Here is a 12,308-nt window from a genome sequence, read left to right on the forward strand (position 1 = left end):
CAGAAAAGGCGCTTTTGAGGAAAAGGATTATGCGGCGCTGTTCTTTTCCTTTTTTTCACTGATATACGAATAGAAGGAGAGGAACACGCAGAGCGCCGCCAAAATGGGATAGAGGAGATTGAAACCGATAAAGAAAGACCAGGCGATGAGAAGGAGAGCGCAGAGAAGATATGCCCGCTGTTTGTTTTCCGCGAGAAAGGAGCGCTTGACCTTTTCCCGGGTCAGTTGCGCAGACATCCGGGCATGAAGGGCATCCATCACCTGTTCATCGCTGATAGACTGGGGCGGGACAGCCTCCAGCAGGGCCTCTTGGCCCAATATATGGACCGGAATCCCCAGCCGTTCGGGCATGGCGCTGGCATCCTCCTCAAAAGGGGCGGCGGAAAGCAGCAGGGCGGAGCGGGCATGCAGCCGCTTGATTTTGCGGTAGAGCAGCAGGATCTGCTGGATGCCGACGGGGTTCTGGGGATGGTTGGGAAAGGCATAGCAGAAAATTTTCTCTTCAGGGAGAAACAGTCCGCCCAAAACACTCTGAAACTGGGAACGGCCTGTCTCCTCCGCAAAAATTTCCCGGCTCAGGGAGCGGAACTCCCCTTTGGAGAGAAGCAGAATCTTTTCCAGGGCGCATTCCCTGCGGATTTCTTCCAGCTGGGCGGAAATAAACCGTTCCCGGCGGTATTTCGCCACCATCAGCCATAGGATCTCCAGCGTGAGGGAAGCTGTCAGCGCAAGGATCAGAGAAGAGATCAGCCGCAGATGCAGACTCCAAAATACGGAAAATAAAAAGACGGTCAGGGCTGCGCAGCCCAAAACGCGGTCCAGGATCCGGGCAAAGCAGTTTTTGCCGTGGTGGAATTTGCCGATGAGATAGCTTCGTGCTTTTTTATCCAGTGTCATATCGAATTTCCTCCTGTTTCCAAAAAGTATGGGCAGAATTTACAATTCTCATACGCCGCCGGGGTTTGGAATCCGGAAAAAATGTAGTATAATATGGATAAATCATATCGTGAGGAATGCTATGCAACTTGGCAAACTGCCCCAAACCGGCCGCCCGGTGATGGATTTTGAGAGAAACAAGAAAATAGGGATTTTTGGGGGGACTTTCAACCCGCCCCATAACGGCCATTACTATCTGGCAAAAAAGGCATTGGAGGAATTTTCCCTGGATGAAGTCCTGCTCCTTCCCGTGGGTCTGCCGCCGCATAAGATGCAGGACCCTGTCCTGGGGCGGGAGCTGCGCAGGAGGATGGTGGAGCTGCTGGCAGAGATGGATCCGCGTTTCCGCCTCTGCACTATGGAGCTGGAGAGGGATGGCTATACCTACACCATCGACACGCTGCGGGCCATGCGCAGGCAGCTGGGCCCCGGAACCGAGCTGTATTATATCATCGGGACGGACACGCTCTTTGAGCTCCCCACCTGGAAGGAATATGAACAGGTGTTTTCCTATACAACCTTCCTATGCTTTCCCCGCCCCGGGGATTCCATGGCGCGGGTGCGGCGGCAGATCGCCTATTATCAGGAGAAGTTTCAAAAGACGGTTTTGCTGTCCCGGCATTTGGGGCCGGAGATCTCTTCGACGGAGATCCGGGAAATGTTTGTAAACGGCGAGCCATTGGATGGGCTGGTTCCGGATGCCATACTGGAATTTATGGAGAAAAATCATGTGTTTAGATGAAAAAAAGCGGCAGGCCTATCTGGCCCTTATTGAGTCTCGGCTGGACCGCAAGCGGGTGCAGCATACGCTGGGGGTGGAAAAAGAGGCGATGCGTCTCGTCCGCCGCTATGGCGGGGATATGGAAAAGGCACAGATTGCGGCTTTGCTGCATGACGTTGCAAAAAAGATAAAAAAGAAGGAAAAATTGAATTTAGCGCAAATATATAATATAGAGATAGATCCTGTTTCCCGGCAGGATCCCGGCCTGCTTCACGGCCCGCTGGCCGCGGAGATGATGCGGCGGGAGCTGGGGATCAGCGATCCGGATATTTTAAACGCCGTGCGCTATCATACCACCGGGCGGGAAAATATGAGCCGCCTGGAAAAGATCATCTATCTGGCGGATCTGATCGAAGAAGGCCGGGATTTTCCGGGCGTCGAGGAGCTCCGGGAACTGGCGGAGGAGGATTTGGATACGGCGTTATTGGAGGGGATGCGGCATGTGCTTCTATATCTTGTGGAAAACCGGTCGCCGGTGCAGCTGCTGTCGATTGAGGCGTATAACGATCTATTAAAAAAGAAGGAGAAATAGCGTGGAGAAAGATACGAGATTTGATCCGGTTGTGTTTGAAATGGCGAAGGTGCTGGATCGGCGAAAAGCCGAGGATATCATCCTCCTGGATGTAAAAAAGGCGACCATTCTGGCAGATACCTTTATCGTATGCAGCGGGCGGTCGACGCCGCATGTGAAAACCCTGGCCGACGAGCTGGATGAGGCCATGGGCAGGGCGGGCGTAGAGCGCAGGCGCATGGAAGGCTATGCCGCCGGGCGATGGATCGTTATGGACTTTGGGGACATCCTTGTGCATATTTTCCATAAGGAGGAGCGGGAGTTTTATAACATCGAGCGCCTTTGGAAAGACGAGGGGAACTTCCTGGAATACGAAGGAACGCCGGAAACCGACGCGGAATAACAGGAAGGGGCAGAGGCGGTCTCTGCCCCTTTTTCTATGGAAAAATAAAAGAATGGGGGAGAAGCTATGCTGAAGCATTGGATCGCGGCTGAACGGCCGCAGGAGGACGACCTGAAAGCACGGCTGGAGGCGGCGAAGCAAAAGCTGGCCAGCCTTCAGATGCAGCTCAAGGAACATAAGGTTCCCGTGCTGGTTCTGGTGGAGGGATGGGGCGCCGCCGGGAAGGGGAGCACCATCGGGCGGATCATCCGCAATATTGATCCGCGGTTTTTCAAGGTGGCGACTATGGCGGCGCCCAGCGAGGAAGAACGTCGCAAACCTTTTTTATACCGCTATTTCGCCCAGCTGCCGGAAGCCGGGAAGTTCACATTGCTGGATTCGGGATGGATGGACGAGATCACGCGCAGCCGCCTTCATGGAAAAATGGACGACCAGGAATATACCGCGCGCATCGACAGCGTCAAACGCTTTGAGCGGCAGCTCACGGACAACGGCTACGTTGTTGCCAAATTTTTCTTCACCATCAGCCGGAAGGAGCAGGCCGCCCGCATGAAGAAGCTCCAGAGAAAGAAGGACACAGCATGGCGGGTGAGCGAAAATGATATCTGGCAGAGCACCCACTATGAAAAATGCCGGGATGTGTTCTCCCAGTATATGTCGGATACCAACACTTCCAACGCGCCGTGGTATATCGTGGACGCGGAGGATAAAAAGTGGGCCGAGCTGCAGGTGCTGGAAACGCTGGTGAGCGGCATCGAGGTGGCTCTGCAAAACCAGAGCCTGGCGGTCCCCATCCTGCAAAACGTCTTTCCCCTGGTGCGCATGCCCAAACTGGCGGAAATTCCTCTGGATAAGCAGGTAGACGAGGCGGAATATAAGGAAAAGCTCAAAGGACTGCAAAGCCGGCTGGGGGCGCTGCACAACCGGCTTTACCGCAAGCGCGTGCCGGTGGTCATCGCCTATGAGGGCTGGGACGCTGCGGGCAAGGGCGGAAACATCAAGCGGGTCACGGGGGCGCTGGATCCCCGGGGTTTTGAGGTGCATCCCATCGCCAGCCCCGAGCCCTATGAAAAGGCCCGCCATTACCTCTGGCGCTTTTGGACGCGCCTGCCCAAAACCGGGCATATCGCCATTTTTGACCGCAGCTGGTATGGCCGGGTGATGGTGGAGCGGCTGGAAGGTTTCTGTTCGGAAAATGACTGGCGGCGGGCCTATAACGAGATCAACGAATTTGAAAAGGAGCTGGCGGACTGGGGTGCGGTCATCATCAAATTCTGGGTGCAGATCGACAAGGATACCCAGCTGGCCCGGTTCACGGAACGGCAGAACACGCCGGAAAAGCAATGGAAAATCACCGACGAGGACTGGCGCAACCGGGAAAAATGGGATGCCTATGAGCAGGCCGTGGATGAAATGCTGCAAAAGACCAGCACGGTCTATGCGCCCTGGCATATCCTGGAATCTGTGGATAAGAAATATGCCCGGCTGAAGGCGTTGGAAATCATCATTGCCGCATTGGAAAAGGCGCTGGATTGATATGGAAAGCACGCGAAGGAAAGACAAATGAAACGGGAAATCATCATTGGAGCATGTGAGGGAAGATGCGCGGATGCCGAAAAAGGGCAGACCATCACAATAGTAGATATGGAGGGAGGACAGGTTCTTGATTTTTTTGCGGAATCGAGGAAAGACCCGGATGAGTTCCTGTCCCCAGGCGTCACGATAGACTGCAACGATTCCCTGCGGCTGAAAGTGGGAGACAGGATATATAGCAATTTATACCAACCCATGTTTTTGCTGGCAGCGGACGATGTGGGGGAACATGACCTGCTGCATCCCTGCTGCCGGCCGGAGATGTATGACTTTTTCTATCAAAACGGTGAAGGGCACCCCAACTGCCTGCAAAATATCAATGTTGCTTTGGGCCGCCGGCGGCCGATGATCCATCCTGTCAATTTCTTTATGCACACGGAAATCCGGCCGGATGGGAGTATATCCGTAAAGGCGCCGCTTTCTAAACCGGGCGACAGCGTCACGCTGCGGGCACTGATGGATGTGCGCTTGGGCATGGCGGCATGCAGCGTGAAAGAGAGCGAATGCAACAGCGGAAAATGCTCCCCGATCAAGGTGATTATTTCCGAATGAGGCTATGGCGCAAAGCAAACAACACCGGCAATATTGCCGGTGTTATTTATTTCTGTAAAAATCGCCAACAGAGCCAATGAAAGTTTCCCGAAAATGACGGATGGATTGTTAAAAAAACACCATCATCCGGGGGATTTTTCCGTGTGTCTTTGGATGCCCGCTGTTGTCTGCACTTTTGGATTATGATTTTATAGATTGACAGACTGCAAGAATCCCTGCAAATCCTTTCCATAGGGTTCCGGCAGGACCGATAAACTGCCTGTCAGGGACTCTCTGGCATAGCGGCAGCCGCGGAACGCCTTTTCTATGGCAGCGGGCAGCTCGGGGTCCAGGGCATCGGAATAGACGCGGACGGCTTCGATATAGCCTTCCCGCAGGGATAGATGAATTTCCACACCGCCCCAGGGAAAGCGGGCCTCCCATTCCAGGGAAAAGCGCGGCGCCTGCCCGAGCCGCCATTCCCAGGACGCATGTTTCTCTTCAAGGGCGGAAACCTCCTGTTCCCAGGAGGAAGGGAAGGGATAGGGGGCCAGCGGTTCTTCATAGGTCTCCTGGAGCGATTCCCGCAGAAGATGGAGCATTGTCTCCCCGGCATCCTCCCGGGAAAGGGCAGGGGTCCATTCACTGAGGTTGCAGACCCGCGCCCGCACGGAATCGATGCCCTTGGATTGGATTTTCTGAGGGGAGACATGGAGATAGCGGGAGAGGCGGGAAAGATCCGAATGGAGGAGCAGCGTGCCATGGTGCATGCGGTTATCCCCCCGGGCACAGAAGGCGTTGCCCGAAAATTTCTTTTCTTCCACGGTGATATCGTTGCGCCCGCTGAACTGCGCATCGATCCCCAGCTTTTTTACTGCTTGGAGAATCACATTCATCTGCTTTTCCAAACAATAGACATCCTTTGCGGCGAGAAAGGAGAAGTTCAGGTTCCCCAGGTCGTGATAGACGGCGCCGCCGCCGGAAACGCGCCGGGCCAGCCGGACGCCGTCCCGTTCCATGGCGGGAAGGTCGCATTCCTTCCAGGCATTCTGGTTTTTTCCGATGATAACGCTGGGCGCATTGACATAGCAATAGAATAGCAGGGTATCCGCGGGAAGATTCGCAAGAAGCCACTCATCCTGAGCCATGTTGCGCCAGGCATTGTTGGAAGGGGAAAGATAGAAATAGATATGCATGGAAGGAAATACCTCTCTGATAAATGTATGCCGCGCGCTATGCGAACAGGCGGAGAATCGTCTGAATCACGGCCTCTATAGCGCCGCTGTCAGCATATGTGTCGCTTTCGCTGCGATAGGCGCCGATGGAATAACCGATGGGACTTTTCCCGACGCAGGAAAAACGCAGAAGAGCGAGATCCGCCGGACGTTTCCGCTCCCAGAAGACGGGCGCCGGTTCCTGGGACTCAGATTCCAAAAGCTGGGCCATGGGGGCCGCCTTTTTGGTATATTCCACAAACACCGTGTCTCCCCGCCCGGAAAAATCGAGATATATCATGTTCTTTTCCGCGAGAAGCGAACCGTATTCCTTGAAAAAGGCACGCCGGCCCAAAGAGAATAGATCGCTGTTATCCAGAAGGACGACGGCAATTCCGGGATTTTGGGGCATGCGCTCCAGGCAGGCGTTCAGAACCAGAAGGGGCGAGGAGGCGTTATAGTTATTTTTGTTGTTTACCAGATAATAAAGGGCGAATGCGGACCCTAATAAGAGCAGTTCAGCCGCAAGAACGGGCAGGCGCAGAAAAACCACCAGAAGGGCGGCGATTCCCGCCAGAAGCAGCATGGGAAGAAGATTCAGGAAAAATTGAAGGCCGGGCCGCCCGGGCAGCCGGAACTGAGGAACGAAACGAGTTTTGGGCGTGTCATAAGAAAGAAGAAATACGGTTTTGCAATGCCGGAGGCTGCCGCCGATAAGGTTGTTGCTTTCCACGCCCATTATCCGGGCGGACTGCACAATAGGCTCATATCCATAGGACTGCAGAACCTTGCTGAAATAAAAGCGGAAGGAACGCTTTTCTGCATAGGTATTCCGGACGAGATATTGCGTATAGACGGCGTCTCTGATTTCCATAGCCCATTCCCCTTTTTGTTAAAATCATATCATTTTTAACTTTTTTTTGCAAGATATATGGGAAAAGGGAATATCGGCCTCCCGGCGCACATAGATTAGACAAAAGGAGGATAGAATATGGACAAGAGCATTGTGAATCCCCTGGTTCCCTATGCCTATGAGAATTTGATGCGGGAAGCCCTGCTGCTGCGGGAACGGTATCCGGAGCTGATCCAGCTGGGGAGTATCGGAAAATCCTCCGAAGGAAGGGAGCTGACAGTTCTCCGGCTGGGAGAAGGAGAGCGGCATGTGCTGCTGGTGGGGGCGCATCATGGCCGGGAATATATTTCGAGCGCCCTGCTCATGCGTATGTGTGAGGAATATGCCGGGCGCGCCGGTCTCCGGCCGCTTTGGAGGCGGGTTTCCCTATGGTTTGTGCCCATGCTGAATCCCGACGGCGTGGAAATTTCCATTTATGGGAAATCGGCGCTTACGGAAGAAAACAGGGATTTTGTCTGCATTTTGGGGGACTATGCCACATGGAAGGCCAATGCCCGGGGGGTGGATCTGAACCGCAACTATCCCTGTCTGTTTGAAGAAAAGCGCAGCACTGTGCTGGTTCCGGCTTCCGAGATGTATAAAGGGGAAAGACCGGCCAGCGAATGCGAAGTGCAGGCTCTCATGGCATTTACCCGACAGATTCCTTTTTGTTTTGCCGCGACCTTTCATGCCAAGGGAGAGGAAATCTTTTACGGCGACAGCAATACGCCCGAGACGACGGACATTTCTTTTGAGATCGCAAAAACCCTTCAAAGTGAATGCGGCTATGCCCTGGCCCCGATTTCCCAGGACCCCGGGATCTTCGCCGCCGGCTTTGAAAACTGGTTCCGGCAGGAATATAAACGGCCGTGCCTGCTGCTGGAGCTGGCGCCTTTTGACGGATATATCCCCCATAATATGAAAAATTTCGACCGGCTGGTTTGGCAGAAGATGCGGGAAACGGGGAAAATTTTGGCAGAATGGGTCGATAATAAATGAATACATTTTGTTAAATTTTACAAAATTGTTGCAATTCTGGGAAAATATCTTTTTTTTTGCCATCCCGTATGCTATAATAGCTTTCATGTATGCGGCTTGGTGGAGCCGTTGCTTTATGATATATATTGGGAGGAAATTTCTCTTGAAAAATAAAGTCCTGCTGCGTGTTATTGCCGTCGCATTTGTCGTTGTGTTGATTGTATCCTGTATTTGTTCTGTGGTCCTTGCGGCGGCTCCGGCCATGGATGAATCTCTTATAACGGCACCGGCGGCCATGCTTTTGGACCGCGATACGGGAAGAGTTCTCTATGCCAAAAATATTGACAAGCAGCTTGCCCCCGCCAGCACGACAAAGCTCATGACGGCGGTTTTGGCGCTGGAGCACTGCCAGCTGACCGACGAGGTGACCGTGGGCAATGAAGTACAGCTTTCCGGAACGTGCATGGGGTTGAAGCCGGGAGATACAGTGACAGTGGAAACTTTGCTTTACGGCATGTTCCTGGTGTCGGGAAACGATGCGGCAGAGGCGCTTGGTGTGCATATTTCAGGTTCCAGGGAAAAATTTGCCGAGCTTATGAACCAGAAGGCACAGGAGCTGGGAATGGAAAATTCCCATTTTGTCAACGCCTGCGGGAAGGATGCGGAAGGGCACATGGTCACTGTGCGGGATATGGCGGCTCTGGCGCGCTATGCCTGCCAATATGACCTGCTGTTTACCATTGCGCAGATCGGCAAGACCACGCGGACTACGGTAAACGGCGAAAAGACATATGAATTGGAAAACACTAACCGGCTGATTTATAAGGGCGCGGAAAAAGAGGGCGTCACGCTGCCGGATTATACCTATGCCTATGCGACCGGGCTCAAGACGGGTTCTACCCCCAACGCCGGCAAGTGCATCGTCGCCACGGCGGAAAAGGACGGCCAGCGCCTTATCGCCCTTGTTTTTGGGGATACTTCCAACGAGGGAGTCGAGCGATGGAAGATGGCGGCCAATCTGTTTGATTATGGCTTTGCGAATTATAAAAATGTGGAAGCGTCCAGCCTGGTGGATGCAGCGCAGATGCGGATGGAAGTGCCTGGAGCGGCGGTTTCTGCGCAGGAGGGCCTGGATGGAACCGTGGAATGCGTGCCTGCCACGGGCAATGGCCAGCAGCTGATTACCGTAGACCGGAATATGCCGGAGGATCAGCAGGTTCAGGCAACCCTGACGCCGAAAGAGGGTCTGGCGGCGCCTGTTCAAAAGGGAGATGTGATCGGAACCGTAACATATACTTTGGGGGAAGAGACGCTGTATACCAGTGAGGTGACGGCCGCTTCGGAAGTGATGAGCCAGGAGGAATACGATAAGCTGATCGTAAAACCCCTGGATCCGGTGGACTTGGAAGAACAGAACAGCCAGAAGCTCCCCTCAAAATATCTTTGGATCTGGCTGATCGTTCCTGTTGGCCTGATCGTGTTTCTAATTCTGCGGGCGATAGTTGTCCGGCGCCGCCGGCACCGCTATATACGCGGCCGCCGGAGAGGAAATTCGCGGGCCGCGGTTTATCGGCGGAGAAGAAGACGGCGCCGGTATTGAGAATTTATGCCGGAGAAGTAAATATTGTCTTGTAATTGCAGGGGATTTTTGATACAATAACTCTTGTGATTGCGGGGAGGAGTATCGAAGAGGTCATAACGAGCTCGACTCGAAATCGAGTTGGCGTGATGAGCGCCACGTGGGTTCGAATCCCACCTCCTCCGCCACGTCGCGAAGGACTTCGCGATCACAATCCCGTCCGGGAATCCGGGCGGGATTTTCTATTGCTCCGTCATCGCTCCTTTCCGCAAAAAGTCACGCTTGCTGCACTTGCTCGCTTGTAAACGCGCGCGACGGCTTCGCAGCGCGCTATCAACTTCGCGGGTGCGCGCGACTATAGCACGCTTTGTAGCGTGCGAGAAGGGGTAAATTTGGCAGGTTACTCCATGCCGGAGCAAAGTTCGCTTTGCTCCGGCTTTTTTTGTCTGCGGCGGGAAATAGTTGTTTTCACAGAGGAAGAGCATGGGAAAAACGCCTCCCTTGTATTTGAACATTCAAATAGAAAGGAATGATAAATGAAATACATCTGAATAAATTTTCGGCCAAAGCAGCGAAAAATGCGGCATGAAAATAAAAATATGCAAAGCAGCTTATTCTTTTTGCATAATCACAGAATGAACATTGGTACGTCCGGAAATCGAGAGATAAGGCAGAAAAGAGAAAGGGAATGGATACATATTTCCCGGTTTTTTGCGGAAGCTAAAGGGGAAAGGAGATGACGAAAATGTTTAAACACGAAAAGCAATTATTCCATCCCGTTTCTGTGGAGCGGCCTAACCCGCAATATGCGGCCCTTTTGCAGGAACAACTGGGCGGCGGCAACGGCGAATTAAAGGCGGCTATGCAATATATGTCACAAAGCTTCCGCATCAAAGATCCAGAGATCAAAGATCTGTTTTTGGATATCGCGGCGGAGGAGCTGGGACACATGGAAATGGTGGCGCAGACAATCAACCTGCTCAATGGGCATGATGTAGATGCGGGCGCAGTTGTGGCGGGAGAGATCGAATCTCATGTGCTGTTGGGGCTGAATCCCGGCCTGATCAATGCCTCGGGTTATTCCTGGACGGCAGACTATGTGACAGTGACAGGGGATCTTTGCGCGGATCTGCTCTCGAATATCGCATCGGAACAGCGGGCAAAGGTGGTCTATGAATATCTATACCGGCAGATTCAGGATAAAAAGGTCAAAGAAACCATAGACTTTTTGCTCAACCGGGAAGAGGCTCACAATGCCATGTTCCGTGAGGCCTTTAACCGGGTGCAGGATACGGGTTCCAATCGGGATTTTGGGACGACAAAGGCGGCGCGGATGTATTTCAGCATGTCCAACCCCTCTCCGGGAGGCAACAGCTTTGCGGATACGCCGGTTGCCCCGCCGGCATTTCGTCAATAGCCTTTTGGGGAACCCCACAGGGATAGCCCCAACCGCCGGAATAGTTCCGGCGGTTTTTTCTGCCATTTTTTCTTATGCTGCGATTACAGATTGCGCGAAAGGCAAATGCAGGATATAATAGATAAAAACGCTGTGAAATGAACATATGGTATGACAACGGAGGAAAAGTGATGAAACTGTATGTATTGAACACGGGATATTTGGAAACGGATAAAAACGGGGTGGTGGCTTGCGCGACGATTGGAACCAAAAGCCGGCCGCATGTTTCCAACGAATGGATCAAGCTGCCGGTAATGGCGTTTTTGCTGGAGACAGAGGGGGGCTATATTCTCTTTGACACCGGCAGCCATCCGGACGCCATGAAGGGATATTGGCAGGAGACGATGCAGGAGACCTATCCTCTCTATCAGAAAGAAGAGGAGCGTTTGGAAAACCAGCTGGCTCTCTGCGGTGTGAAGCCCGAGGATATCCATACGGTGGTCATGTCGCATATGCATCTGGATCACGCCGGCAATCTGCATTTGTTCCCCCATGCGGACGTCTATGTTCCCAAGGCGGATTTCATGTATGGACAGACGATGGTTCGCCTGAATCCCGATCCCAATACCCATGGCGGATATATCAAGGGGGATATGGACTGCCAGGTGAAGCAATATCACCTGGTGGAAGAAGATTTCACTTTGGCGCCGGGCGTCGAGGTCGTCAATCTGCCCGGGCATACGCCGGGGCTTTTGGGCCTGGTGGTGCATTTAAAGGGTGGCACGGTGATCCTGCCCCAGGACTGCGTCTATACGAAAGAAAACTATGGCCCGCCGGCCAAGGCTTCGGGATTTTTATACGACAGCCTTTCCTTTTTCTCCTCCATTGAGAAAGTGCGGCGGCTGGAAGAGAAATATCAGGCAAAGGTGATTTTTGCGCATGACTATGAATTCTTTCAGACCCTGAAGCTGGCGCCTGCGTATTACGAGTAAAACCCGGGCGGCCTTCGGGAAACTGTTTTTCAGAAAAAGGAAATGAGAAGGGAGAGATTGTTTTGCACATAAGGGAATCGGCGGAGAATTACCTGGAACGGATTTTGATGCTGCAAAGGTCAAAGGGCTATGCCCGGTCTATCGATATCGCCCGGGAACTGGGTGTGAGCAAGCCCAGTGTGAGCGTTGCTATGAAGAACCTGCGGGAGAATGGCTATATTGAAATGGATCCGGAAGGGTTGCTGTCCCTGACGGACAAAGGGATGGAGATTGCGGAAAAGATGCTGGAGCGGCATACATCCCTTTCCCGGTTTCTCATCGCGCTGGGAGTGGAGGAAGAGACGGCCTATGAGGACGCCTGCAAAATCGAGCACGATATTTCCGAAGAGAGCTTCCAGGCAATCTGCGCGCATATTGAGAAAAACGGCGGGCTGAAATAGGAGCAGGAAACGCATTCGGCAAGTTATTGAAAAAATACTATCAAAACAGGACAGGCTTGGGC

13 protein-coding genes and 1 tRNA gene are annotated in these 12,308 nt (G+C 53.1%); 11 read left to right on the forward strand and 3 right to left on the reverse strand.

The genetic code is table 11. The features are described 5' to 3' along the window. Positions 1–27 precede the first annotated feature (27 nt). Positions 28–897, reverse strand: a complete 870-nt coding sequence (locus H8693_RS08910; protein WP_249280673.1) for a hypothetical protein — start codon at positions 895–897, stop codon at positions 28–30. Positions 898–1,018: 121 nt separating this feature from the next. Here H8693_RS08910 and nadD point away from each other — a divergent pair, with 121 nt between their 5' ends. The 5 genes from nadD (at position 1,019) to H8693_RS08935 (ending at position 4,776) form a co-directional block, all read left to right on the forward strand. Then, entirely contained in the window at positions 1,019–1,678 is a 660-nt protein-coding gene (gene nadD / locus H8693_RS08915; RefSeq protein WP_249280674.1) for a nicotinate-nucleotide adenylyltransferase, read from the forward strand. Further along, complete coding sequence (yqeK, locus tag H8693_RS08920) at positions 1,665–2,249, forward strand: bis(5'-nucleosyl)-tetraphosphatase (symmetrical) YqeK (protein ID WP_249280675.1); 585 nt, start codon at positions 1,665–1,667, stop codon at positions 2,247–2,249. Before nadD ends, yqeK begins: the two co-directional genes overlap by 14 nt. 1 nt (position 2,250) lies before the next feature. After that, complete coding sequence (gene rsfS / locus H8693_RS08925; protein ID WP_249280676.1) at positions 2,251–2,631, forward strand: ribosome silencing factor; 381 nt, start codon at positions 2,251–2,253, stop codon at positions 2,629–2,631. A gap of 66 nt (positions 2,632–2,697) precedes the next feature. Beyond that, entirely contained in the window at positions 2,698–4,167 is a 1,470-nt protein-coding gene (pap, locus tag H8693_RS08930) for a polyphosphate:AMP phosphotransferase (protein ID WP_249280677.1), read from the forward strand. A gap of 27 nt (positions 4,168–4,194) precedes the next feature. Then, positions 4,195–4,776, forward strand: a complete 582-nt coding sequence (locus H8693_RS08935; protein ID WP_249280678.1) for an urea carboxylase-associated family protein — start codon at positions 4,195–4,197, stop codon at positions 4,774–4,776. 188 nt (positions 4,777–4,964) lie between these two features. On the opposite strand, the gene H8693_RS08940 is transcribed toward H8693_RS08935, so the two are convergent. Together H8693_RS08940 and H8693_RS08945 are read right to left on the reverse strand one after the other, a co-directional pair. Further along, positions 4,965–5,951, reverse strand: coding sequence for a lipoate--protein ligase (locus tag H8693_RS08940; protein ID WP_249280679.1), 987 nt, complete (start codon positions 5,949–5,951; stop codon positions 4,965–4,967). Positions 5,952–5,988: 37 nt separating this feature from the next. Next, positions 5,989–6,843 carry a hypothetical protein gene (locus H8693_RS08945; protein WP_249280680.1) on the reverse strand — a complete coding sequence of 285 codons (855 nt, stop codon included), beginning with the start codon at positions 6,841–6,843 and terminating at the stop codon, positions 5,989–5,991. Positions 6,844–6,960: 117 nt separating this feature from the next. Here H8693_RS08945 and H8693_RS08950 point away from each other — a divergent pair, with 117 nt between their 5' ends. The 6 genes from H8693_RS08950 (at position 6,961) to H8693_RS08975 (ending at position 12,246) form a co-directional block, all read left to right on the forward strand. Next, positions 6,961–7,860 carry a M14 family zinc carboxypeptidase gene (locus H8693_RS08950; protein WP_249280681.1) on the forward strand — a complete coding sequence of 300 codons (900 nt, stop codon included), beginning with the start codon at positions 6,961–6,963 and terminating at the stop codon, positions 7,858–7,860. 142 nt (positions 7,861–8,002) lie between these two features. Next, entirely contained in the window at positions 8,003–9,439 is a 1,437-nt protein-coding gene (locus tag H8693_RS08955; RefSeq protein ID WP_178621052.1) for a D-alanyl-D-alanine carboxypeptidase family protein, read from the forward strand. A gap of 75 nt (positions 9,440–9,514) precedes the next feature. Further along, a tRNA-Ser gene (locus H8693_RS08960) sits at positions 9,515–9,606 on the forward strand. A 557-nt stretch (positions 9,607–10,163) separates the two neighbouring features. Then, positions 10,164–10,835 carry a manganese catalase family protein gene (locus tag H8693_RS08965; RefSeq protein WP_178621054.1) on the forward strand — a complete coding sequence of 224 codons (672 nt, stop codon included), beginning with the start codon at positions 10,164–10,166 and terminating at the stop codon, positions 10,833–10,835. 170 nt (positions 10,836–11,005) lie between these two features. Next, positions 11,006–11,806 (forward strand): N-acyl homoserine lactonase family protein, encoded by an 801-nt coding sequence (locus H8693_RS08970; protein ID WP_249280682.1) that lies wholly within the window; start codon positions 11,006–11,008, stop codon positions 11,804–11,806. A 62-nt stretch (positions 11,807–11,868) separates the two neighbouring features. Then, a complete protein-coding gene (locus H8693_RS08975; RefSeq protein WP_178621058.1) occupies positions 11,869–12,246 on the forward strand; it encodes a metal-dependent transcriptional regulator in 378 nt (125 codons plus the stop codon). The last annotated feature ends 62 nt before the right edge of the window (positions 12,247–12,308 follow it).

Origin of the sequence: Guopingia tenuis (assembly GCF_014384805.1) — a bacterium.
Taxonomy (GTDB): domain Bacteria; phylum Bacillota; class Clostridia; order Christensenellales; family Christensenellaceae; genus Guopingia; species Guopingia tenuis.